This window comes from Xanthomonas sp. NCPPB 3959, assembly GCF_056675575.1.
Map to the genome: position 1 here is coordinate 42,920 of NZ_JBWWVR010000007.1, position 22,599 is coordinate 65,518.

Consider the following 22,599-nt stretch of genomic DNA (forward strand, 5'->3'; position numbering starts at 1 on the left):
CCATGTCGTCCAGGTTGTTCGCCTCTCCCCTGCTGGTCGCCGCCTCATTGGTGGCCACGTTCGCTGCCGCCCCGGTCCTCGCTGCCGATTACGTGCAGGCACCCGGCTCGTCGCTGGTGTTTGCCAGCAAGTACGACGGCGAAGTCTTCACCGGCAAGTTCCCCGGGTTCGACACCACGCTGAGTTTCGATCCGGCCAATCTGGCCGGTGCCAAGCTCGACGTGCGCATCCCGCTGGCAGGTGCCGTCAGCGGCAATGGCGACCGTGATTCGACCCTGCAGGGGCCGGACTTCTTCAACGTGGCCAAGTTCGCCACCGCGCGCTACCGCGCCGACAAGTTCCGCGCAATCGGCGGCAACCAGTACGCCGCCGACGGCACGCTGGAATTGCGCGGCATCAGCAAGCCGGTCACGCTGACCTTCACCTGGACACCCGGCGCACAGCCGGTGCTGGCCGGCAAGGCAGTGGTGAAGCGCCTGGACTTCGGCGTGGGCGGCGGCGACTGGGCCGACACCAAGACCATCCCCAACGAAACCGCGATCAGCACCAAGGTCGTGTTCAAGGCGAAGTAACGCCACCGGCCGCAACCGGACGCGGCCACTAAACGGCGGACTACCTCGTCGGGTCCGCCGTTTTTTTGTGTCTGGCGATTGGATGACACCGCGCGACAGTTAGACCCGGCACTCATCCAAAGGACGCCGACGATGCGCACACACGGAACGTTGACCCGCTGGAATCCCGATCGCGGCTTCGGCTTCATTACCCCGGCTCAGCCGGGCGATGAGGTGTTCGTGCATATTTCCGCGTTTCCCAGAAGCGCAGATGCGCCGCGTATCGGCGAGCTGATTTCCTTCGAGATCGAACCAGGCAAGGATGGGCGACAGCAAGCGGTGCGCGTGATGCGCGCCGGAGCGCGTGCGCCCAAGCATGACGCGCCTGTGCGACGCAACACGGCACGCATGGCGCCGGCAAAAAGACAGATCGGGCTTGGAAAGGTCTTGCTCATGATGCTGGTGCTCGGTGGCGGGGCGTTCGCCTATCAGCAGCGCGATTACTTGATCGATGTATTCACCCCGGCACCGGCACTAGAGCAAATGTCGTCGCCAACGCGGCCCGTAGCAACTCCTGCGTCTGCGCCCACCGCGCAATACAGCTGTGGCGGACGCACGCACTGCTCGCAGATGACCTCCTGCGACGATGCCACTTACGTGTTGCAGCATTGCCCAAATACCGAAATGGACGGCGACCACGATGGCGTGCCCTGCGAGCAGCAATGGTGCCGTTGAATCAAAGCGGCTGACACCTTGAACGGGCGGCCGACAAGAATATTTTGTTAGCCGCATCTTGTTACATGCAGTCAAACGCCCGGGTCAAACGCTGAGTTGGTCGAGCGCGCGGTGCCCTCACCGCTCGCGGGACACGCCGCAAGTACGTCCATGTAGGCTCGGTGGCGGCATCCATGCCGCCACACGGTCCCGCAAGCGGCAAGGACACCGCACCAGAAAGTTGTTCGGTTGCTTTGTTCAAAAGCATGCACACCGACCATCTCGACTGGTCCTTGCCCGCCCACCGTCGCGGGACCTTACGCGGCATAGATGCCGCGTAAGAGCCTACACGGACGTACTTGCGGCGTGTCCCGCGACGGTGGGCGGGCAAGGGCCCTGCAGCAAACCCGCAGATCGGCCGCCCTGCAGCGAAGGCCCAGATCATCCGCTCCGCACCAGACCGGCGTGAAGTCGTTTTAAGCCGCTCTAAATCCAAAATCTGGCGCGTACCGGGTCCACGAGCGCCACATCAGCGCGTGCCGGAATTCAACCACTCCAGCAAACGCCGGCTATCGAACGGCCACCCCAACTCGCGCCCAACCGCATCGCGCAGCACCGGCACGCGCTCGCCGTAAGCAGACTCAAGCGCCGCATCGCCATCGATGAACACGCTGCTGAATTCGCCCGCGCGCGTCTGCGCCAGCACCGCCACGGCCTGGTCGCACAGGTGGCAATCGTCGCGTTGGTACAGGATCAAAGCCATCGCAAAGCTCTCAATGCTGCGCTGCAGCCGTGCCGCAATCGCCGAAAGACTAGAATAGCCGCCTTTACGCTCACCTCTCCGGCAAGCATGGCTGTCAGCACGTTCGACCTGTTCAAGATCGGCATCGGTCCGAGTTCCTCCCATACCGTGGGGCCGATGCGCGCGGCCGAACGCTTCGTGCATCGCTGGTTGCTCGACGCCGGACGCCTGCAGGACGTGGTGCGCATCCGCGCCGAGGTCTTCGGCTCGCTGGCCCTGACCGGCCGCGGCCATGGCACCGACAAGGCCGTGCTACTCGGCCTGGAAGGTAACCGCCCCAACCTGATCGACCCGGACATCATCCCCGCCACGCTCGAGCGCATCCGCGCCAGCAAGCGCATCAATTTGATGGGCCAGCACACCATCGCCTTCGACGAAAAACGCGACCTGCCGATGAACAAACGGCAGAAGCTCCCGTACCACACCAATGGCATGCGTTTCACCGCCTACGACGCCAATGACGCCGTGATCGCCACCCGCGATTACTACTCGGTCGGTGGCGGTTTTGTGGTCAACCAGGACGATGCCGCCGACGACCGTATCGTGGCCGACGAGACGCCACTGCCCTACCCGTTCCTCAGTGGCGACGAACTGCTCGCGCAATGCGCACGCAGCGGTCTGAGCATCGCAGCACTGATGTTCGAAAACGAAAAGAGCTGGCGTAGCGAAGACGAAATTCGCGCCGGCCTGCGCGAACTGTGGGCGGCGATGCAGTCGTGCGTGGAACGCGGCATTCGCCAGGAAGGCACGCTACCGGGTGGCCTGAACGTCTCGCGTCGCGCACCGGCCCTGTATCGCGAACTGTCGTCCAAACCGGAAGCAGCGATGCGCGATCCGTTGACCACGCTGGACTGGGTCAATCTGTACGCGCTTGCGGTCAACGAAGAAAATGCTGCTGGCGGCCGCGTCGTTACCGCACCCACCAACGGTGCGGCCGGCATCATTCCCTCGGTGCTGCATTACTTCGATCGCTTCTGCCCCGGCGCATCCGAGCAGCGCATCTTCGACTTCCTGCTCACCGCTGCGGCCATCGGCATTCTCTACAAGGAAAACGCCTCCATTTCCGGCGCCGAAGTCGGTTGCCAGGGCGAAGTGGGCGTGGCGTGTTCGATGGCCGCTGGCGGTCTGGTCGCCGCGCTCGGCGGCAACCCGGGGCAGATCGAAAACGCCGCGGAAATCGGCATGGAACACAACCTCGGCCTGACCTGCGATCCGATCGGCGGCCTGGTGCAGATCCCGTGCATCGAACGTAATGCGATGGGCGCGGTGAAGGCGATCAATGCCAGCCGCATGGCCATGCGCGGCGACGGCAAGCACAAGGTCTCGCTGGACAAGGTCATCAAGACCATGCGCGACACCGGCCGCGACATGCAGGACAAGTACAAGGAAACCAGCCGCGGCGGCCTGGCGGTCAACGTCATCGAATGCTGAGCGATGGCGGGTCCTGCTCGGCTGCATTGGCAGGCAACTGCGCGCGATCGTGAAAGCACGCCTGAGTGTGATGAGGCGCTAGCTGCCATGCCTCATCGGCTGCAATAAGAGATTCGCGGCCACCCCGCGCGCCTGGCGCATCGCAACAGACATCAAACGCAGCGAACTGATCCGACACAGCAGGCGTTCCCGCACGCGGGTTGCCACGTTGAACGCGATCACCACATGCACGTGTGTACTGTCGAAGGCTGAATTCCCACGGAGATCGCGATGCGACAGCTTGTCTGCACTCTCGCCCTGGCCCTGGCCTGCGGCCCATTGATGGCGCAGGAAACCAGCTATGGCCCGCGCCTGGAAGGCTTCGACTACCCGTATCCGGTCAAGACCTTCGCGCTCACTTCGCAACAGCAGCCGCTGGAAATGGCGTACCTAGATGTCGCACCCACCGGCAAGCCCAACGGACGCACCGCCGTGCTGCTGCATGGCAAGAACTTCTGCGCTGCCACCTGGGAGCAGACCATTGCCGCGTTGAGCACCGCCGGCTACCGCGTTATCGCGCCGGACCAGGTGGGTTTTTGCAAATCCAGCAAGCCGGCGGCTTATCAATTTTCTTTCGCGCAGCTGGCCGACAACACACAGGCGCTGCTGAAAAAGTTGGGCATCGAACGTGCCGTGGTGGTCGGTCATTCGATGGGCGGCATGCTCGCCATCCGCTATGCGCTGATGTATCCGAAGGCCACCGAGCAGTTGGCATTGGTCGACCCGATCGGCCTGGAAGACTGGAAGGCCGAAGGCATCCCGTGGCGTAGCGTCGATGCCTGGTACGACAACGAACTGAAGATCAGTTTCGAGCGCATCAAAAAGTATCAGATGGAGGTCTATTACGCCGGCCAGTGGAAGCCCGAGTTCGAACGCTGGGCGCGCATGCAGGCCGGCATGTCGCTGGGCAACGGCAAGCAGGCCGTTGCCTGGAATCAGGCGCTGACCTACGACATGGTGTTCAACCAACCGGTGGTCTACGAACTGCCCAAACTCGCCGTGCCGACCACGCTGTTCATCGGCCTCAAGGACCGCACCGCGATCGGCAAGGACACCGCCCCCCCCGAGGTCAAGGCACGCGTCGGCGATTACACCAAGCTGGGGAAACGTGCGGCCGAGACGATTCCGAATGCGAAGCTGATCGAGTTCGCCGACCTCGGACATTCGCCGCAGGTGCAGGACCCGAAGCGCTTCAATGCTGCGTTATTGAAGGCGATTGCGCAGTAAGCGGCGGGCCGGTCGCACGGTGTCACCTGACCTACGCTGATCTGAAAGCCGCAGCTCGCTGACATGCGAGCTGCGGCTGGATGCGCGTCAGATGCGTATCTGATGCCGCGTCTCTCAGCACACGATTGCCAGGCAGTTGGCCTGCTGCAACCTGATCAAGCCAGAGGCTTGGCCTGTGCGATGCTTCAAACAACGACAATCACTCGATCAACCCGCCACAATCCGCAGCACATCATCCAGCAACGCCGCCGCAGTCACTTCCGCACCCGCGCCCGGGCCCTGGATCAACAACGGCTGCTCGCGATAGCGATCGCTGCTGATCGCAACGCGGTTATCGGTGCCGGCACCACCGGCCAGCGGGTGATCCAACGCCAATTCGCGCAGGCCGACGCTGGCGCCATGCGCATCCACACGCCCCACGAAACGCAGGCAACGCCCTGCGGCACGCGCCTGCTGCCAACGCGCGCCCACCACCTCGTCCAGCGCGCCCAGCTGCGCATCCAAGGCGTCAAGCGGCAGCCGCGCAATGCTTGCGGGCACCAGCGATTCCACATGCACCTGCTCGGCTTCCAGCTGCCAGCCCGCCGCACGCGCCAGGATCAGCAACTTGCGCCGCACATCCTCGCCGGACAGATCGATACGCGGATCCGGCTCGGTGTAACCGGCCGCCATCGCCTCGCGCACGCAATCGGAAAACGCGCCGCTGCCGTCATAGCGATCAAACAGCCACGCCAGCGATCCGGACAATACGCCTTCGATCGAATGGATATGGTCGCCGCCCGCCACCAGCGCGCGCACGCTACTCAACACTGGCAATCCCGCGCCCACCGTCGCGCTATCGCCATAATGCGCACCACTAGCGTGACGCGCCGCGTGCAGCGCCTGCGCACGCGACAACGCGGTGCCCTGGCCCAACTTGTTGGCGGTGACCACATGCACACCACGCAGCAACCATTCCACATGCCAATCGGCCACCACGTCGCTGGCAGTGGCGTCCACCAGCACATCGCCGGCACGCAGCGCAGTGGTTTCCGCCCACGGCTGCAACACCGCCTGGCCGCGCGGCGCTGCATTGGCCTGCCGCAATGCCTGTTCCGCACTGGTGCCGCAGTCGTGGGCAATGCGCGAATTGGCCAGCCAATCGAAGCGCGGCAGGCGCAATTGACGTTCCTGCAGCGCGGTATAGCGCGTCACGAACGCGCGCCCCACGGTGCCGGTGCCCAGCAAGGCCAGACGTGGCGTCGGTGTCACCGCGGCCGCTGAAGCGCGACGCGAAGCAGGTAGCACAGTGCTCACGCGTCGACCTGTTTGCGGCTTGCGGTGGTCAGCGTCGCTTCGGCACGTGCCAGGCCGGCGCGTAGATCGATCAACAGATCTTCTGCAGACTCGATACCGATCGACAACCGCAACAACCCATCGGAAATGCCTGCGGCAGCACGTGCCTCAGCCGTCATCGCCGCATGCGTCATCGATGCCGGATGCGCAATCAGGCTTTCCACACCGCCCAACGACTCGGCCAGCGTGAAGTAGCGCAAGCCATCGACAAACGCGCGCACTGCCGCTTCGCCACCTTCCAGCTCGAAGCTCATCATCGCGCCGAAGCCCTTCTGCTGGCGCGCCGCCAGGGCATGCCCCGGATGCGTCGCCAAGCCGGGGAAATACACCTGATTGACCACCGCATGCCCATCTAGCAATGCAGCGATGGCGTCGGCATTTTCCTGATGCACGCGCAGACGCGCATCCAGCGTGCGCAAACCGCGCAAGGTGAGGAAGGCATCGAACGGCGAACCGGTCAGTCCCAGTGCATTGGCCCACCACACCAGCTGCTGATGCAGCTCCGCGTCGCGCGCCACCACTGCACCACCCACCACATCGCTGTGGCCGTTGATGTACTTGGTGGTGGAATGCAGCACCAGATCCGCACCGAACTCCAGCGGCTTCTGCAGTGCCGGCGACAGGAAGGTGTTGTCCACCACCGTCAACGCGCCAACCTTCTTCGCTGCCTCAATGACGAAGCGCAGATCGGTGATGCGCAGCAGCGGATTGGAAGGGGTTTCGATCAGCACCAGCTTGGGCGAATGCGCCAGTGCATCGGCCAGCGAACGCGGGTCGGTGAGGTCGGCGGTGATCAGCGCAAAGTGGCCTTTCTTGGCCAGCGCATTGAACAGGCGCCAGCTGCCGCCGTAGGCATCGTGCGGCACCACCAGCGTATCGCCCGGCTGCAGCAGCGCATTGAGCACCAGATTGATCGCGCCCATGCCGGTGGAGGTGATCACCCCGCCGGCGCCACCTTCCAGTTCGGCCAGCGCTTCGCCGAGCAGATCGCGGGTGGGATTGCCGCTGCGCGTGTAGTCGTACTGGCGCTTGTTGCCAAAACCATCGAAGGAGAAGTTCGACGACAGCACGATCGGCGGCGTTACCGCGCCATAGGCAGTGTCGCGATCGATACCGGCGCGGACAGCGGCAGTGGCAGCGGTACAAGGGGCGTCGGTGGGGTCACGAAAGCTCATGCGGTTTCTCCGGTGATGCGAAGGGCAGTGGTGAGGATCGCGTCGATGCGATCGATTTCTTTCAAGAAGGCGTCGTGGCCATACGGCGAGCGCAGCACGCGCAGACTGCCGCGCTGGCCCAAGCCTTCGACCAGCGTGACCAGGTCGGCCAGCGGCACCAGGCGGTCGCCCTCCACCGCAACGACAACGGTGGGCACACGCACTTGCGCGGGGTCGATACGATGCAGGTCGATGGATTCGGACAACCGCAAATACGCGTTTACCGGCGTGCGCGCCACGTATTGCGCGCCAGCGGCGTCCAGATAGTCTTCGGCCGCCACGCGCACGCGGCCATTGATCACTTCCGGCGGCGCGTCGAAGCGTTCGCTGAATTCTTCCGGCGTGCGGTAGCTGAGCATGGCGAACTGCCGTGCCAGCGCCAGCCCATGATGTTCTGCGCATTGCAGCTGGCCTAGCGCCACCGCGCGGCGCTGCAGTGCGCGCCACGCTGCGGCATACGGATGCGCGCGATGCGCACCGCTCACTGCCACCAACGTGCCGACACGGGCGGCATGGCGGGTGGCGAATTGCAGACCGACCAAAGCGCCATACGAATAACCGACAAAACCGTGCAGGCGCGCGATGCCCAATGCATCCAGCAGCGCGGCGATCGCATCGGCCTGGTCGGCGGTATCGATCGGCGCATCCAGCGTGCCGTCGGCACCGAGAAAATCGAATGCCAACAGCCGGCGCGATGCCGGATCCAGCGCGCGGCCCGTGCCAACCAGGCCATCCACCCAGCCTTTCTCGGGAAACAGCGCACTGGCGGCCAGATGGCGGTGCGCAGAAATTCCGCCCGCCACGAACACCACCGGCGCATTGGCCGCGCCAACCAGCTCATAGCGCAACCGCAGCTCGCGCATGCCGGCATGCCGCATCGGCAGCGCGATGACAAGATCGCCGCGCACGGCAATCGAGCCGTCGTCGGTGGCGGCGGGCGTATAGGCGTAGTCGGTAGTAGAAGGCGATGCTGTATTCACGAGGCTCATGGCGATATCCGGGGTGGATCGGCCATCGAGCTTCGCGGGAGCTCGCGTTCGACGTGCACGAGGCACAAATCGAACCATCTTTCGGCGGACGCGCAGGTCCCCGCAGGATTTGGCACCAAACGCGGGCGCTTGCGCGCTCCGCTGGCTGCCCCGGCATCAAAGGGCCTGTCCCTCCGCCGGTCTCGATGGTGAGGCTAAGATGCCACCGCCTTTTTGCGATGTCAATCTCTTCATGCGGATAGAAAGATATATTTTCATCCGATACCACTGCCCCCTGTGATGGGCCGCATACTTGAGGTCTTTCCCGTTCGAGCCAATCGCGTGCCCCACCAGGTGTCTCGCGCCGCCCTGCGCGTCTTTGCATCGGTCTCGATGACCCTGATGCTGCCCTGCGCTGCACCTGCCAGCGCCCAGCAGCGCTGGCACTGGCCCGGCGCTGCGGCGGCAACCGGGCCTGGAACTTCGGCAACCCCGTCTGTACTCGACGCCGGCGACACAGCCCCACTGCTGCAGCTCGAATGGCAGGCGCCAGTCTATTTGGCCTGGGTCGGCAACCCGCTGGCCGGACCTGCGCAGGTGCGACTGAGCGCACCGCCCAGCGAGGATTACCGCGCCGTGCCGCAGTTACCGTTGACGGTAGAACTGGCCGCGCACGAACGCCGCCTGCTCGCCCGGCTGTATCCGGCCAGCAACCAGCGCACCCTGGGCGGGCTTGGACTCAAGCTCGACATCGTGCCCGGCGCCCCACAGGCACGCGCCCAGCCCGTACGCTACCAACTCCCATTCCGCGATGTGCCGGTGCAGGTAGACCAGGGCTTCGGTGGGCACTTCAGCCATACCGATGCGCCCAACTGGTATGCGGTGGACTTCGCGCTGCCGCACGGCACGCCGGTGCTGGCAGCGCGTGAGGGCGTGGTCATGCAGGTGCAGCGCGACAGCACCGAAGACGGCCCGCATGGTCCGGCGGCCGGCGGCGGCAACCTGGTGCGGGTGCTGCATGCCGACGGCAGCATGGCGGTGTACGCGCACCTGGCTCCCGATGGCGTGGCAGTGCGCGCCGGCCAGGTCGTGGCTACCGGCGAGCGGCTGGGCAGCGCGGGCAACACCGGTTTCAGCACCGCCCCGCACCTGCATTTCGCGCTTCAGCACAATGCCGGGATGCAGCTGATCTCACTGCCGTTCCGGATGATGGGCCCGCAAGGCGAGCTGCAGTTTCCATCGCCGGCGCCCTGACCCGCAGGCGCCAGGATGGTGGCGTCGCCAGAGCCAACTGGCTCGACCCGGTCATGAAAGGCGTGCCGGAGCGAAGCCGCTATAATCACCGGCTTCCTCAGTTTCCGCAGGCGTCCGACCGGGCGCGCTCAGCCCATGTCCGACGTCTCCAACGAAGCCGCGCGCCGCCGCACCTTCGCCATCATTTCCCACCCCGATGCGGGCAAGACCACGCTGACCGAAAAGCTGTTGCTGTTCGGCGGTGCGATCCAGATGGCCGGCTCGGTGAAAGGCCGCAAGGCCGCCCGCCATGCCACCTCGGACTGGATGGCGCTGGAAAAGGAGCGCGGCATCTCGGTGACCTCCTCGGTGATGCAGTTCCCGTACGAGGGCAAGGTGATCAACCTGCTCGACACCCCCGGCCACGCCGACTTCGGCGAGGACACCTATCGGGTGCTTACCGCGGTGGACTCGGCGCTGATGGTCATCGACGTGGCCAAGGGCGTGGAAGAACGCACCATCAAATTGATGGAAGTCTGCCGGCTGCGCGACACGCCGATCATGACCTTCATCAACAAGCTCGATCGCGAGGGCAAGAACCCGATCGATCTGCTGGATGAAGTCGAAACCGTGCTCGGCATCCAGTGCGCGCCGGTGACCTGGCCGATCGGAATGGGCCAGCGCCTGAAGGGCGTGGTGCATCTGATCACCGGCGAGGTGCACCTGTACGAACAGGGCCGCAACTTCACCCGCCAGGATTCGACCATCTTCCCGTCGGTGGATGCGCCTGGTCTGGTCGAAAAGATCGGCACGCAGATGCTGGCCGAGCTGCGCGACGAGCTCGAACTGGTGCAAGGTGCCAGCAATCCATTCGATCTGCAGGCGTATCGCGCTGGCAAGCAGACCCCGGTGTTCTTCGGTTCGGGCGTCAACAACTTCGGCGTGCAACCGCTGCTCGATTTCTTCATCGAACACGCACCGCCGCCGCAGGCACGCGACACCACCGGCCGTCGCGTCGAGGCCACCGAAGCCAAGCTCAGCGGCTTCGTCTTCAAGATCCAGGCCAACATGGACCCGCAGCATCGCGACCGCGTCGCCTTCATGCGCGTGTGCTCGGGCAAGTTCACCGCCGGCATGAAAACGCTGCACGTGCGCAGCGGCAAGGATGTGAAGCTGGCCAACGCGCTGACCTTTATGGCCTCCGATCGCGAGATCGCTGCCGAAGCCTGGCCGGGCGATGTCATCGGTATCCATAATCACGGCACCATCTCCATCGGCGACACCTTTACCGAGGGCGAATCGCTGTCGTTTACCGGCATCCCCAACTTCGCACCGGAGCTGTTCCGCCGCGCGCGCCTGCGCGACCCGCTCAAGCTCAAGCAGCTGCAAAAGGGTCTGGCGCAGCTGTCCGAAGAAGGCGCCACGCAGTTTTTCCGCCCGCTGATGAGCAACGACCTGATTCTTGGTGCGGTGGGCGTGCTGCAGTTCGACGTGGTGGCCTACCGGCTCAAGGACGAGTACGGCGTGGATGCGATCTTCGAACCGGTGGGCGTCACCACCGCGCGCTGGGTGCATTGCGACAACCCGAAGAAGCTGGAAGAGTTCCGCGAGAAAAATGCCGGCAATCTGGGCATCGATGCGGCCGGCCAGCTGGTCTATCTGGCACCGACCCGGGTGAATCTGCAGCTGGCCCAGGAACGCGCACCAGACGTGCGCTTTTCCGCAACGCGCGAGCATGCGCATGCCAAGGCGATCGATTGACCGCTGCTTGAACCGACGCATGAAAATGCAACTGCTGGCGATGCGAATTGCTCGCAGTTACGGTACATTTTTGGCATGAACGCAGACGCCTCCCCCTCGACCGACCTGCGCGACGAGATAGCCAGTGCCGTGACCCACGGCCTGGGCGCAATTGCCGCATTGGCCGGCGGTTCGGTGCTGATCACGCTGGCCGCCATTTATGGCGACGGCTGGCAGCTGGCCACTTCCATCGTCTTCAGCGCCACCCTGGTGCTGCTCTACGTCGCCTCTACCTTGTTCCATGCCATACCGCATCCCGGTGCCAAAGCACGGCTGCAGATACTGGATCACTGCGCGATCTATCTATTGATCGCCGGCACCTATACGCCGTTTACGCTGATCAATCTGCGCGACTCCTGGGGTTGGGGATTGTTCGCCGCCATCTGGACGATTGCCGCCGCCGGGGTGATCTTCAAACTGTTTTTCACCGGACGCTTTCGCTTGCTGTCCACGGTGCTGTATCTGGCGATGGGCTGGTTGATCCTGGTCGCGATCCAGCCCCTGTTACGCTCGGTCGATACCTGGTCGCTGTGCTGGCTACTGGCCGGCGGGCTCTTCTATACCTTGGGTACGTATTTCTATCAGCGCGACACCCAACGCTATTTCCATGCGATCTGGCATCTGTTCGTGCTTGCCGGCAGTGCTTGCCACTTTGTCGCGGTGATCGCGCAAGTGGTGTGATCTGCGCAGGTGCTGTGATGGACGATTGATGGCGCGTTCGCGCGCCGTGCACGAGGCATCGCCAACCATGGCCCGCGTGAACACTGTGACCAACACCTCTGCTACGCCCCCTCCCCGCACATCACGTCGTCGACGCTGGTTGATCGGGTTCGGCATCGCCGCCGTGCTTGTGGTGATCTTCGTGCTGCTGTTCGAGTGGAACTGGCTACGTGGCCCGGTCGAGCGCGTGGTCAGTGCCAAGACCGGTCGCGAATTTCATCTGGGCTATCTGGATGTGAAACTGGGCCGCACTACCACCGTGCGTGGCAACCGACTGAGCCTGGCCAATGCGCAGTGGTCCAAGCGCGGCCCGATGGCCGAACTGAATTCGGCCGAGATCGATGTCGAGTTGTGGCCATTGCTGCGCGGCAATGTGCGCTTGCCGGAAATTCGCCTGGATCACCCGAAAGTACTGCTGGAAGCGGGCGACGACACGCATCCGGGCAACTGGGTGTTCGATCAGGACGATGGCGACGGCACGCTGCCACGGCTTGGGCGCCTGCTGGTCCATAACGGGCGGCTGCAATATATCGATGCCGCCAACCGCTCGGATGTGGATGTGGCGATCAACAGTCTCGCACCGCCCAGCAGCGATCAGCGTGCAGCGCCGATCGGCATCGACGGCAAAGGCCGCTGGAAGGGCTACCCCTTCACGCTCAAGGGCGACACCGCGTCGCCGCTGGAGCTGAGCCAGAGCGAGCATCCCTTCCGCATCGATCTACGCGGCAGCGCTGGCGCCACCCGTACGCACGTCCGCGGCACGCTGACGAATCCCTTCCAGTTCCAGGTCTTCGATCTGCAGATGGCGCTCAGTGGGCAGGACATGCAGGACCTGTATCCCTTGACCGGCGTGGCCATGCCGTCGACGCCGCCGTACAAACTCGACGGACATCTGCGCCGCAACGGCGAGATCTGGCGCTACGAAAAGTTTACCGGCACCGCTGGCGACAGCGATCTTGCCGGCACTGCCGAAGTGGATCTACGCAACAAGCGTCCGTTCCTGCGCGCAGATCTGGCGTCGAAACGTCTGGATTTCGACGATCTGGCCGGCTTCATCGGTGCGCCACCGAAGACCGGCACGAATGAATCGGCAAATGACGAACAGAAAAAACAGGCTGCACAACTTGCCGCCAGTGCGCGTGTGTTGCCCAGCACGCCCTATGACTTGTCCAAACTGCGCGCGATGGATGCGCAGGTGCGTTGGCGCGCACAGCGCATCAACGCACCATCGTGGCCGCTGGACGACATGGATGCCTCGCTGACGTTGAAGGACGGCCTGTTGCAACTAGATCCGCTCAACTTCGGCGTTGCCGGCGGCGATATCCGCTCCACCATCCGCATGGATGCGCGCAACGAAGTGATCACCACGCAACTCAAGGCCGGCCTTCGCGGGATTCGGCTGGATCAGCTATTCCCCGACACCGCGCTCGCAAAACAAGCCTCGGGCGCCATCGGTGGCGAATTCGATCTGCGTGGTCGCGGCAACTCGATCGCCGCGATGCTCGGCACCGCCGATGGCACGATCGGCGTTGGCATGGGCCGTGGTCATGTGGGCAATCTGATCATGGAGCTGGCTGGCCTGGACATTGCCGAGTCGCTCAAATATCTGTTCACCAAGGATCGTCAGATTCCGGTGCGCTGCATTTTCGGCGACTTCGGTGTGCAAGACGGCCTGATGCAATCGCGCGCCCTGGCCTTCGATAGCACCGACACCATCATCATTGGCGAAGGCAGCATCAGCCTCAAAGACGAAACGCTGGATCTGCTGCTTCGTCCACGTCCGAAGGACCGCAGTATCCTGAGCCTGCGCTCGCCGCTGCGAATCGGCGGCACCTTCAAAGACCCCAGCTTCCGGCCGGACTTCAAAGCATTGGGACTGCGCGGCGCGCTTGCCGTCGGCCTGGGCATGATCGCCCCGCCCGCAGCATTGCTCGCGACCTTCGAACCGGGCCCCGGCAAGGACAGCGACTGCGGCGGCAAGTTCGCAAAGTAGCCCAACTGCGCGACTTGAAGTGGCTAACAAAACAGCTCGAGCGCTGTATGCAGTGCGGCAGAATCTTCGCCGCACTCGCCTTCGCTGACGAGTGAAGTATCGGAAATAGCAGTGACGTCGGTCGAATCGAACTGAGCTGATCAGACCGCACCATCATCGGTCGCACGCGCGGCGTGCACTATTCGACCACGCCGCACACCGACCATCTCCACTGGTCCTTGCCTGCCCACCGTCGCGGGACCTTACGCGGCATGGATGCCGCGTAAGAGCCTACACGGACGTACTTGCGGCGTGTCCCGCGAGGGTGGGCGGGCAAGGGCCCTGCAGCCAAGCCGCAGATCATCCGCTCTAAAACCGAGCCATCCGCACCGTTCATTCCCCTAGCAAGCCGGACGAGAGCTTCAGCGCAGTTTGAATGCTCCCAAACCGATAAATGTTCCCAAACCAAGCGGATTGCGGGCGTGATGCTCTCACCGCTTCCGGAACACCCGATGCATCCATCCATGGAGCTCCGTAAAGGCATTCATGCCGCCACAAGGTACCGCAAGCGCTGAGAACATCGCACCTCGCAATGTGGTCGTGTTTAACCAAAAAGTCGGCCGCACCAACCTAACGGTGGGCGCAGTAAATTTGTAGCCACTCTTGGCTGCAAGGCTTCAGCCAGCGCGGCGTTAGCTGGCGATATAACGCTGCAACTGATCGATATCGCGCTGCTGGTTCTCGATCACTGCCTTGACCAGATCGCCGATGGAAATCACCCCGTGCACGCGGCCGTTTTCGACCACCGGCAGATGCCGGAAGCGTCCATCGGTCATCAATTGCATGCAACGGTCTACCGTGTCCGATGGCGATACTGTCACCACTTCGTTGCTCATGATCTCGGCAACGCTGGTGGTCGATGAGGCCCGATCGCGCAATACCACTTTGCGCGCGTAATCGCGCTCGGAGACGATGCCAATCAGGCGCGGCCCGTCCATCACCAACACCGCACCGATGCCCTTCTCGGCCATCAAGCGGATCGCCTCGATCACTGCGGCGTCGGCCGCAACCGCAAACACCTCAACCTGTTTGGTCCCCAACAGCTGTCGTACGGTCTGCATGGCCCGCTCCGCGCTTGGTCTGGTGATCGCAGACTACTCCCACCGCGCCGCAGTGGGTATCGACCAGATACAGCGGGCGCTGCTTGGCCTCGTCATACAGCCGGCCCAGGTATTCACCGATCAAGCCCAACGCAATCAGCTGGATCCCGCCCAGAAACAGGATCACCGACATCATGGTCGGCCAACCCGCCACCGGGTCGCCCAGCAAGGCCGCCTTGATCACCACCCAGCCACCGAACAGGAACGCCACCAGTGCGGTCAGCAAACCGAGATAGGTCGCCGCGCGCAACGGCACCGTGGAAAAACTGGTGATGCCATCCAGCGCGAAATTCCACAACCGCCACACCGTGAACTTGCTGCGCCCCGACAGCCGCGGCGCACGCCGGTACGGCAATGCCACCTGACGAAACCCGACCCAGCCGAACAGGCCTTTCATGAAACGGTGGCGCTCGCGCAGCTGCTGCAAGGCCTGCACCACACGCGGCGACAACAACCGGAAATCCCCCGTATCGGCCGGAATCGGCGTGCGCGACAACTGCCGGATCACCCGATAGAACGCATGCGCCGCACTGCGCTTCAACCAGCTCTCGCCCTCGCGAAAAATCCGCGTGCCGAAGATGTTGTCGTAACCGGCGCGCCACAGCGCAACGAACTCCGGGATCAACTCCGGCGGGTCCTGCCCATCGGCATCGAGCAGCACCACCGCGCCGGGTAACACATGATCCAGCCCCGCAGAAATGGCCACTTCCTTGCCGAAATTGCGCGACAACCGCACCGCACTCACCTGCGCATCGGCCTCGGCAAGTGCCTGCAACACAGTCCAGGTGCCATCGGTGCTGCCATCGTCGACATACAGCACGTGCGTGTGCAATCCGCTCAATCCCGCGAGCACCGCGCACAGACGCGGATGCAGCAAAGGAATGCTGGTTTCTTCGTTGTAGGCAGCAATTACCACCGTGAGGCGATCTGCTGCAGCCGGCAGTTGCGCTGTTTCGAACGCGCTCATGCTCATGGCGCCTGCAGATACGCAGGACCGCCCAACTGGCGCGCCTGCCGCTGGATCCATGCCGTGCGCCGCTGCACATAGGCCCCGGGGCGCCGTGCGTCATAGCGACGTGGCGAGGGCAGCACCGCAGCCAGACGCGCCGATTCGGTCGGCGACAACCCTGCCGCGTCCTTGCCCCAGAACTGCCGGGCAGCGGCCTGCGCGCCATACACCCCATCGCCGAATTCGGCCACGTTGAGATACATCTCCAGAATGCGCTGCTTCGGCCACAACAGCTCGATCAGCACCGTGTACCAAGCCTCCAGGCCCTTGCGCACCCAACTGCGGCCCTGCCACAGGAACACGTTCTTGGCGACCTGCTGACTGATCGTGCTCGCCCCACGCACGCGCCCACCGCGCGCATTGTGATCGCGCGCCTTCTCGATGGCCTGCAGATCGAAACCGTGATGTACCGGGAACTGCTGATCCTCCGCAGCCACCACCGAAATCGGCAGGCTGGCAGCAATCTTGTCGTAGTCGCGCCATTGCTGATGCAGCGAAAAATTCCAGTCGCCTTCGCCCCAGGCTTCCAGATAGCGCCCCACCATCATGCTGCTGATCGGCGGATCGACCACCCGCAGCACCAGCACCTGCAACACGCTCGCGGCGGCGAACAACAACGGTGCCGCCAACACCCAGCGCAGCCAGCGCCGAGCGCGCCGCGGTGGCGCTACCTGCTTGCCATCCAATGCATCCGTCCCCATTGTTTGCTACGACCTATCATCCCGATGCCTGCCGCATTATCCGGCAACTAGCGTCCCTTACGTCCGATGTTCCCATGACCGATCACGATCAGCTTTCCCGTTTCCTGCTGCCTGCCGCCGGCGTGCGCGGCGTCCACGTGCGCCTGACCCAGGCCTGGCACGACATCCAGGGCGCAGCCGAGTACCCGCCGGCCGCCCGCCAGTTGCTCGGCGAAGCGGCGGTGGCTGCGGCATTGTTCACCGGCCATACCAAGGTCGACGGACGTCTGTCGGTACAGCTGCGCGGCAATGAAACACTGCGCACCTTGTTCGCCGAATGCACCGCGGCCGGTACCTTGCGCGGCATCGTGCAACTGGCCGATGGCGCCGATGCACCCACCGACCTGCGCGAACTGGGCGAGGCCGCACTACTCGCGATCACCATCGAAAATCCCGGCCTGGACCCGCGCGAACCGCAGCGCTACCAGAGCCTGGTCGGCATGCAGGCCCCGGATCTGGCCGAAGCCTTCGAGACCTACTTCCACCAGTCCGAACAGTTGCCGACCCGCCTGTTGCTGGCCGCAGGCCCGGACCAGGCGGCCGGCCTGTTGCTGCAGAAACTGCCCGGCGACGAGGGCGACAACGACGGCTGGACCCGCATCGGCGCGTTGTTCGACACCCTGGGTGCCCCGGAACTGCTGTCGGTGGCTGGCGAAGACCTGCTGCACCGCCTGTTCCACGAAGAGGAGCCGCAGTTGCTCGGCGACAAGCCGCTCAGCTTCGGCTGCTCCTGCTCGCGCGAGCGGGTCGCTTCGATGCTGCAGTCCCTGGGCGAAGAAGAAGCCCGCGCAGCGGCGGAGGCGACTGGCGAAGTCGAGGTGCGCTGCGAATTCTGCGGGCGTGAGTATCACTTTCCGTTGACCGCCCTCGACGTACTTTTCAGCGCAGCGCAACCTTCGCTGGAAGCGCCGGAAAGGTTGCAGTAGAAAGGTTTGACGGGTGCTTTCTGGGGAACGCACCCACTTGTTAAATAATCATAAACACCCTAGCATTCTCGTCGCCCGCTCTCGGGAACTTAACAACTCCTCCTGGGTCTGAACTCTGGTATGCGACACCTCCTGCGCCTTCCGCTTGCTTTGCTGGTTGCCCTTGCGGCAGCCACGGGTGTGCACGCGCAGTCGGCCGCCTCCCAGCAGCTGCGCGAAAGCACCATCCTGCCGGTGTGGAACAAGGGCAGCGGCAAGGTGGAAGCCTTTCTATATCTGGAGCCGACCGGCGAGCAGAAGGCAGGCGCACGCTGGCATTTCGGCCGCAATTCGCTGGATGCGGCCTTCGGCCTGACCTCCGGCGACTCGCTGGGCCTGATCTGCAACAGCAGCCGCGGCACCAACATCAATGGTCTGGCCAGCCATTGCCTGCTTGCCGGAATCGGTGACGAAGAAGACGACAGCGCTGCCGCATCGCGCCGGGTCTCGGCCACGCTGGGTTTCAATCGTGCTGGCGCCCGCGCTGGCGTCACCGCCGGCACCGGCCGCGACACCTTGCCCGCCTGGCTGATCGGCGCCGGCAAGGCACCGCTGACCCGCGTCGAACAGAACGACCTGACCGTGTTCGGCCAGAAGAACATCGGCCGCGAAGGCTTCGTCTCGATCGGCGGCACCTATGCCCGCGCGCGGCTGGTGCCCTTGGCAGACGTCTCCCCGGCCATCGCAGACCAGTGGGACACCAAGACCCTTAGCGTCGGCGGCGGCTATGGTGCCTTCAGCGCCAACGTCATCGGCCGCGTGGTCGACGTTCCCGGCCAGCCGGAAAAATGGGAAGGCCTGGGCCTCGGTCTGACCTGGCGCACCCCGTGGAGCGGACAGTTGACAGTCGGCGCGGAAAATGTCATCTCCCGCGGCAAGAACCCCTTTGCCCCGAACAACGAAAGCAATAACGACGGCACGATTCCGTACGTTCGGTACGAACAAGACCTGTAAGCTACTGATTCAAAAGTACTTTCCCAGAACGCCACCGGTTAGTAGCCGGTGGCGTTTTTCGTTCTGGATGTTGCCGCGCATCTCCGTTTCACGTCTTTCTTCTTTTTCGTTAACGGGACTTTAATTCTTCGCGCAACGCATATACCATCGGTTCACCCTGACGTTTTGGATCCGCTTCTTTCGGAACCCCCGACAGGCAAACAACCCTTGGCAGTACCCAAGATCACTTGGAGAGAGAGCTAATGAATTGCAAGTCCAACAAGCTGCGCGATGCAGTTGTCCTCGCGCTTGTCGTGGGCGTGGCCGGTACCGGTACCGCCGTCGCGCAGGAAGCCGGCACCACCAACCTCGACAAGATCGAAGTGACCGGTTCGCGCATCAAGAGCGCAGACGTTGAAACCTCGCAGCCGGTTCTGACGTTGACTCGCCAGGACATCGATAAGCAGGGCGTCACCTCTGTTGCAGATGTGCTGCAGCGTGTCGCGGCCAACGGCGCAGCCCTGAATCGCACCTTCAACAACGGCGGCGACGGCAGTTCCGGCATTGCGCTGCGTAACCTGGGCAGCGCGCGTACGCTGGTATTAGTCAACGGCCGCCGCTGGACCACCGGCCTGGACGGCAGCGTCGACCTCAACACCATTCCGACTGCGATGGTCGAGCGCATTGACATCCTGAAGGATGGCGCTTCCACGATTTACGGTTCCGACGCCATTGCCGGCGTGGTGAATATCATTACCCGCAAGAACTTCGACGGCGCCGAAGCTGGCGTCAACGTCGGTCAGTACAGCGATGGCGACGGCCAGCGTCAGGCATACGACTTCACCATCGGCACCACCACCGATCGCGCAAGCCTGTTGATCGGCGCTTCCTATGTCCAGGAAGAGTCGGTGATGGCGGGCGATCGGGAGATCTCTGCCGGCGGCCCGCCGTTCTTCAGCGGCCAGAGCGGCACCGGCTTCCCGGGTTCGTATATCCGGAATGGCTCACGCAACATTCTGATCAATGGCGTCGAAACTCCGTACGTTGCCAATGTTCACGGTTACAACACTGCACCGGACAACTATCTGCTCACTCCGCAGGAGCGCACCTCGCTGTTTGCCCAAGGTAGCTTCAACTTCACCGACAACGTGACGTTCCGCACCGAGGCGATGTACAACGAGCGCAAGTCTGAGCAGCTGCTCGCAGCAATGCCAATCACTGGCCTGACGCTCAGTGCAGATAGTCTTTACAACCCGTTTGGTCAGGATCTGACCGGCGTCAATCGTCGCTTCATCGAGTCCGGTGGCCGCTCTTTCAATCAGAATGTGAAGAACTGGCACTTCTATGGTGGCCTTGAAGGCTTCTTTGAATTTGCCGATCGCAGCTTCGACTGGGACGTGGGCTATCGCTACGACAAGTCGGATGAAAATGTCCTGACCTATGGCTTGTTCAACCTGTCCAATCTAAACAATGCCTACGGGCCGTCTGAGCTGCGCAATGGCGTGCCGGTCTGCGTTTCCGGTCCGGGCGGCGACGTGATTCCGGGCTGCGTGCCGGTCAATCCACTGGGACCCCGCGGCTCGATCACTCAGGATGCGCTGGATTACACCAGTTTCACTGCGCATGATTCGTCGATGGTCGAATCGAAGGGTTATACCGCAAACATCAGCGGCGATATCGTAGACCTGCCGGCAGGCCCGCTGGCCTTCGCTGCTGGCTACGAATACCGTAAGGAAAGTGGCCAGTTCGATCCGGACGCCTTCATTGCCGCAGGCCTGAGTACGGGCAATGGCGCGCGCCCGACGGCCGGCTCCTACAGCCTCGACGAGTTCTACCTCGAACTGTCGGTTCCGGTTCTGGCCGATCTGCCGGGTGCACAGTTGCTGGACTTCAGCCTGGCGACCCGCTACTCGGACTACAGCAACTTCGGCGATACCGTGAACAACAAGTTCGGCTTCCGCTGGAAGCCGATTCAGGACTTGATGATCCGCGGTAACTACAGCGAAGGCTTCCGTGCCCCGAGCATCAACAATCTGTTCGCAGGCAATTCCGATTCGTTCGAGACCTACGCCGATCCGTGCTCGAGCCAGTCCGGCCAGCTGAGCAACCCGGTGGTGGCGCAGAACTGTGCAGCGGCAGGCGTGCCTGCGAACTTCGTGCAGCCTGGTGCAGGCAATGGTGCCAAGCAGACCCTTGAGCCGTTCACCTGGACCTCCAACGATCAGCTGCAGCCTGAAACTTCGACCAGCCGCACGCTGGGCTTTGTGTTCAGTCCGAGCTTCGCGCAAGGCCTGAATGTGAGCCTGGATTGGTGGCAGATCGAGATCGAAAACGCGATCACACGTCCGGAATCCCAGTTCATCCTGGACAAGTGCTATGGCGGCAGTGCGGGTGAGCAGGCCGAGTACTGCGCGCTCATCACGCGCGACCCGAACTATGCCGATGGCGCTTACACCGTCACCAACATCAACATGCCACTGTTGAATTTGTCGTCGTACAAGGTGGAAGGTTGGGATCTGGCCATCAATTACCGCTTGCCGGAAACGGCATTCGGCCAGTTCACCATCAGCTGGGATTCGACTTATCTGTCGAGCTGGGAAACCAAGGCAACTGCCGATTCCGAACTCGAACAGTTCCAGGGTCGTTACCTGAACCAGGATCCTTACTGGCGCATCCGTTCCAACCTGTATGTCGACTGGTCGTTGGGTGACTTCGGTATCAACTGGGGCCTGCGTTACAAGTCCGGTATGGCGGAGTCCTGCCCCTTGTCAGCGGCATTGGCGCAGGCTTACTGCTCCGATCCTGATCGTGTCACGGCCGATGGTGCTGAACCGCGCAACCACATTGGCGCGACGACGTATCACGACATCCAGTTCCGTTACAGCACGCCTTGGAATGCGACCGTATCGCTTGGCTTAAACAACGCGTTCGACAAGGATCCGCCGGTTTCGTACAGCACGTCGGCCAACAGGTTCGACCCGCAGTACGACGTGCCGGGCCGCTATATGTACATGCAGTACCGTCAGCGCTTCTGATCGAAACAGCTGATAAAACCAGCTGCATAAAGTAACTACGGCCCCAATCGGGGCCGTAGTCATGTCTGGGCTTCAAGAAGCGAGCAACTCGCTATCTACTGTTTAGCTCACCCGGGAATCAACGTCTGAATCACATGCTCGACATAGGCTTCGAAGTCTTCGCGGGCCTGCTTGGGTTGCTGTAGTTGCAGCGACAGCTGCAGGAAGCCGACATAGGCGGCATAGGCCAGGCGGGCGCGGTGTTGGGCGTCGGTGCGAGTGAGGCCGGCCTGGCGGAACGAGGCGATCAGGTAGTCGAGGCGGCGTTGCGAGACGCGGTCGATAACCGGGCGCACGGCCGGGTGGTCGAGTGCCTTGAGCAGTTCGCTGTAGATGACATGCGGTTTGACTTCGTGCGCGACCAGTTGGAACAGCGCGCGTAAGCGTGCACTGGGATCCGGGACGTCTTCCAGGCTGCCGAACACTTCTTTTTGTTCGAAGATCTCCCAGCGTTCGAGGGCTGCCTGCAGCAGCGCATCACGCGAGGGAAAGTGCCAGTAGAAGCTGCCCTTGGTGACGCCGAGTCGACGCGCCAGTGGTTCTACGGCGACTGCACCGACACCTTGTTCGGCGATCAGGTCCAGCGCGGCCTGTGCCCAATCGTCTGCGCTGAGGCGCTGACCGCGACCGGAACTGGCGCGGGGCGTGGTGGGGCTGGAATCGGTGATGTCGTTCATTGCGACGATTTAACCATACGCTAGAGTCAGTTGCA

At 63.1% G+C, this 22,599-nt stretch carries 19 protein-coding genes and 1 riboswitch; of the genes, 11 read left to right on the top strand and 8 right to left on the bottom strand.

All coding sequences use genetic code 11. From position 1 onward, the window contains the following. The first annotated feature begins 2 nt into the window (after window positions 1–2). Both AC1KVG_RS09875 and AC1KVG_RS09880 read left to right on the top strand, forming a co-directional pair. Window positions 3–572: a YceI family protein gene (locus AC1KVG_RS09875; RefSeq protein WP_481094282.1), complete on the top strand. Its 570-nt coding sequence runs from the start codon at window positions 3–5 to the stop codon at window positions 570–572. Window positions 573–704: 132 nt separating this feature from the next. Beyond that, window positions 705–1,286: a cold shock domain-containing protein gene (locus AC1KVG_RS09880; protein ID WP_481094283.1), complete on the top strand. Its 582-nt coding sequence runs from the start codon at window positions 705–707 to the stop codon at window positions 1,284–1,286. A gap of 508 nt (window positions 1,287–1,794) precedes the next feature. Here AC1KVG_RS09880 and AC1KVG_RS09885 read toward each other — a convergent pair. After that, complete coding sequence (locus AC1KVG_RS09885) at window positions 1,795–2,028, bottom strand: glutaredoxin family protein (RefSeq protein ID WP_481094284.1); 234 nt, start codon at window positions 2,026–2,028, stop codon at window positions 1,795–1,797. Window positions 2,029–2,115: 87 nt separating this feature from the next. Between AC1KVG_RS09885 and AC1KVG_RS09890 the strand changes: the two genes are divergently transcribed. Both AC1KVG_RS09890 and AC1KVG_RS09895 read left to right on the top strand, forming a co-directional pair. Beyond that, window positions 2,116–3,498 carry an L-serine ammonia-lyase gene (locus AC1KVG_RS09890; protein WP_023904687.1) on the top strand — a complete coding sequence of 461 codons (1,383 nt, stop codon included), beginning with the start codon at window positions 2,116–2,118 and terminating at the stop codon, window positions 3,496–3,498. A gap of 270 nt (window positions 3,499–3,768) precedes the next feature. Continuing rightward, on the top strand, window positions 3,769–4,764 hold the full coding sequence (locus AC1KVG_RS09895) for an alpha/beta fold hydrolase (RefSeq protein WP_481094285.1): 996 nt from the start codon (window positions 3,769–3,771) through the stop codon (window positions 4,762–4,764). Between the two features lie 207 nt (window positions 4,765–4,971). Here AC1KVG_RS09895 and AC1KVG_RS09900 read toward each other — a convergent pair whose 3' ends face one another. From AC1KVG_RS09900 to metX, 3 genes are read right to left on the bottom strand one after another with little or no spacing between them, the layout of a single operon-like run. Beyond that, window positions 4,972–6,060, bottom strand: coding sequence for a homoserine dehydrogenase family protein (locus tag AC1KVG_RS09900; RefSeq protein ID WP_481094286.1), 1,089 nt, complete (start codon window positions 6,058–6,060; stop codon window positions 4,972–4,974). Next, on the bottom strand, window positions 6,057–7,274 hold the full coding sequence (locus AC1KVG_RS09905) for an O-succinylhomoserine (thiol)-lyase (protein ID WP_481094287.1): 1,218 nt from the start codon (window positions 7,272–7,274) through the stop codon (window positions 6,057–6,059). Before AC1KVG_RS09905 ends, AC1KVG_RS09900 begins: the two co-directional genes overlap by 4 nt. After that, window positions 7,271–8,302, bottom strand: a complete 1,032-nt coding sequence (gene metX / locus AC1KVG_RS09910; protein ID WP_481094288.1) for a homoserine O-succinyltransferase MetX — start codon at window positions 8,300–8,302, stop codon at window positions 7,271–7,273. The genes AC1KVG_RS09905 and metX overlap by 4 nt, the downstream gene beginning before the upstream one ends. Before the next feature lie 71 nt (window positions 8,303–8,373). Then, window positions 8,374–8,494, bottom strand: a riboswitch (SAM riboswitch). Between the two features lie 129 nt (window positions 8,495–8,623). Here metX and AC1KVG_RS09915 point away from each other — a divergent pair. From AC1KVG_RS09915 to AC1KVG_RS09930, 4 genes are all read left to right on the top strand, one after another. Next, on the top strand, window positions 8,624–9,535 hold the full coding sequence (locus AC1KVG_RS09915) for a M23 family metallopeptidase (protein ID WP_481094289.1): 912 nt from the start codon (window positions 8,624–8,626) through the stop codon (window positions 9,533–9,535). Window positions 9,536–9,670: 135 nt separating this feature from the next. Continuing rightward, entirely contained in the window at window positions 9,671–11,275 is a 1,605-nt protein-coding gene (locus tag AC1KVG_RS09920) for a peptide chain release factor 3 (RefSeq protein ID WP_115040646.1), read from the top strand. A gap of 75 nt (window positions 11,276–11,350) precedes the next feature. After that, window positions 11,351–11,995 (top strand): PAQR family membrane homeostasis protein TrhA, encoded by a 645-nt coding sequence (gene trhA, locus AC1KVG_RS09925; RefSeq protein ID WP_023904694.1) that lies wholly within the window; start codon window positions 11,351–11,353, stop codon window positions 11,993–11,995. Between the two features lie 67 nt (window positions 11,996–12,062). Further along, on the top strand, window positions 12,063–14,027 hold the full coding sequence (locus AC1KVG_RS09930; protein WP_481094384.1) for an AsmA family protein: 1,965 nt from the start codon (window positions 12,063–12,065) through the stop codon (window positions 14,025–14,027). A 671-nt stretch (window positions 14,028–14,698) separates the two neighbouring features. Here the strand turns inward: AC1KVG_RS09930 and AC1KVG_RS09935 are convergent. Genes AC1KVG_RS09935 through mtgA form a run of 3 tightly spaced genes read right to left on the bottom strand, consistent with a single transcriptional unit; the run spans window position 14,699 to window position 16,876 of the window. After that, on the bottom strand, window positions 14,699–15,127 hold the full coding sequence (locus AC1KVG_RS09935; protein WP_104549838.1) for a CBS domain-containing protein: 429 nt from the start codon (window positions 15,125–15,127) through the stop codon (window positions 14,699–14,701). Beyond that, window positions 15,087–16,133 (bottom strand): glycosyltransferase family 2 protein, encoded by a 1,047-nt coding sequence (locus AC1KVG_RS09940; RefSeq protein WP_481094290.1) that lies wholly within the window; start codon window positions 16,131–16,133, stop codon window positions 15,087–15,089. Before AC1KVG_RS09940 ends, AC1KVG_RS09935 begins: the two co-directional genes overlap by 41 nt. 2 nt (window positions 16,134–16,135) lie before the next feature. Next, window positions 16,136–16,876, bottom strand: a complete 741-nt coding sequence (gene mtgA, locus AC1KVG_RS09945) for a monofunctional biosynthetic peptidoglycan transglycosylase (protein WP_481094291.1) — start codon at window positions 16,874–16,876, stop codon at window positions 16,136–16,138. 74 nt (window positions 16,877–16,950) lie between these two features. Between mtgA and hslO the strand changes: the two genes are divergently transcribed. The 3 genes from hslO (at window position 16,951) to AC1KVG_RS09960 (ending at window position 21,848) form a co-directional block, all read left to right on the top strand. Then, the gene (gene hslO, locus AC1KVG_RS09950) at window positions 16,951–17,841 is read left to right on the top strand and encodes an Hsp33 family molecular chaperone HslO (protein ID WP_481094292.1); all 891 of its coding nucleotides are present in this window, start codon (window positions 16,951–16,953) and stop codon (window positions 17,839–17,841) included. 153 nt (window positions 17,842–17,994) lie between these two features. After that, window positions 17,995–18,834 (top strand): XOO1806 family protein, encoded by an 840-nt coding sequence (locus AC1KVG_RS09955; RefSeq protein ID WP_043889850.1) that lies wholly within the window; start codon window positions 17,995–17,997, stop codon window positions 18,832–18,834. A gap of 242 nt (window positions 18,835–19,076) precedes the next feature. Beyond that, on the top strand, window positions 19,077–21,848 hold the full coding sequence (locus tag AC1KVG_RS09960; RefSeq protein ID WP_043889354.1) for a TonB-dependent receptor: 2,772 nt from the start codon (window positions 19,077–19,079) through the stop codon (window positions 21,846–21,848). Window positions 21,849–21,955: 107 nt separating this feature from the next. Here the strand turns inward: AC1KVG_RS09960 and AC1KVG_RS09965 are convergent, their stop codons facing one another. Continuing rightward, a complete protein-coding gene (locus tag AC1KVG_RS09965; RefSeq protein ID WP_481094293.1) occupies window positions 21,956–22,564 on the bottom strand; it encodes a TetR/AcrR family transcriptional regulator in 609 nt (202 codons plus the stop codon). Window positions 22,565–22,599: the final 35 nt, after the last annotated feature.

What these genes read in the sequence shown, in the direction of transcription:
- AC1KVG_RS09875 (WP_481094282.1), top strand. Translation starts at nt 3, where the DNA reads ATGTCGTCCAGGTTGTTCGCCTCTCCCCTGCTGGTCGCCGCCTCATTG.
- AC1KVG_RS09880 (WP_481094283.1), top strand. Translation starts at nt 705, where the DNA reads ATGCGCACACACGGAACGTTGACCCGCTGGAATCCCGATCGCGGCTTC.
- AC1KVG_RS09885 (WP_481094284.1), bottom strand. Translation starts at nt 2,028, where the DNA reads ATGGCTTTGATCCTGTACCAACGCGACGATTGCCACCTGTGCGACCAG.
- AC1KVG_RS09890 (WP_023904687.1), top strand. Translation starts at nt 2,116, where the DNA reads ATGGCTGTCAGCACGTTCGACCTGTTCAAGATCGGCATCGGTCCGAGT.
- AC1KVG_RS09895 (WP_481094285.1), top strand. Translation starts at nt 3,769, where the DNA reads ATGCGACAGCTTGTCTGCACTCTCGCCCTGGCCCTGGCCTGCGGCCCA.
- AC1KVG_RS09905 (WP_481094287.1), bottom strand. Translation starts at nt 7,274, where the DNA reads ATGAGCTTTCGTGACCCCACCGACGCCCCTTGTACCGCTGCCACTGCC.
- metX (WP_481094288.1), bottom strand. Translation starts at nt 8,302, where the DNA reads ATGAGCCTCGTGAATACAGCATCGCCTTCTACTACCGACTACGCCTAT.
- AC1KVG_RS09920 (WP_115040646.1), top strand. Translation starts at nt 9,671, where the DNA reads ATGTCCGACGTCTCCAACGAAGCCGCGCGCCGCCGCACCTTCGCCATC.
- trhA (WP_023904694.1), top strand. Translation starts at nt 11,351, where the DNA reads ATGAACGCAGACGCCTCCCCCTCGACCGACCTGCGCGACGAGATAGCC.
- AC1KVG_RS09930 (WP_481094384.1), top strand. Translation starts at nt 12,063, where the DNA reads ATGGCCCGCGTGAACACTGTGACCAACACCTCTGCTACGCCCCCTCCC.
- AC1KVG_RS09935 (WP_104549838.1), bottom strand. Translation starts at nt 15,127, where the DNA reads ATGCAGACCGTACGACAGCTGTTGGGGACCAAACAGGTTGAGGTGTTT.
- AC1KVG_RS09940 (WP_481094290.1), bottom strand. Translation starts at nt 16,133, where the DNA reads ATGAGCGCGTTCGAAACAGCGCAACTGCCGGCTGCAGCAGATCGCCTC.
- mtgA (WP_481094291.1), bottom strand. Translation starts at nt 16,876, where the DNA reads ATGGGGACGGATGCATTGGATGGCAAGCAGGTAGCGCCACCGCGGCGC.
- hslO (WP_481094292.1), top strand. Translation starts at nt 16,951, where the DNA reads ATGACCGATCACGATCAGCTTTCCCGTTTCCTGCTGCCTGCCGCCGGC.
- AC1KVG_RS09960 (WP_043889354.1), top strand. Translation starts at nt 19,077, where the DNA reads ATGAATTGCAAGTCCAACAAGCTGCGCGATGCAGTTGTCCTCGCGCTT.
- AC1KVG_RS09965 (WP_481094293.1), bottom strand. Translation starts at nt 22,564, where the DNA reads ATGAACGACATCACCGATTCCAGCCCCACCACGCCCCGCGCCAGTTCC.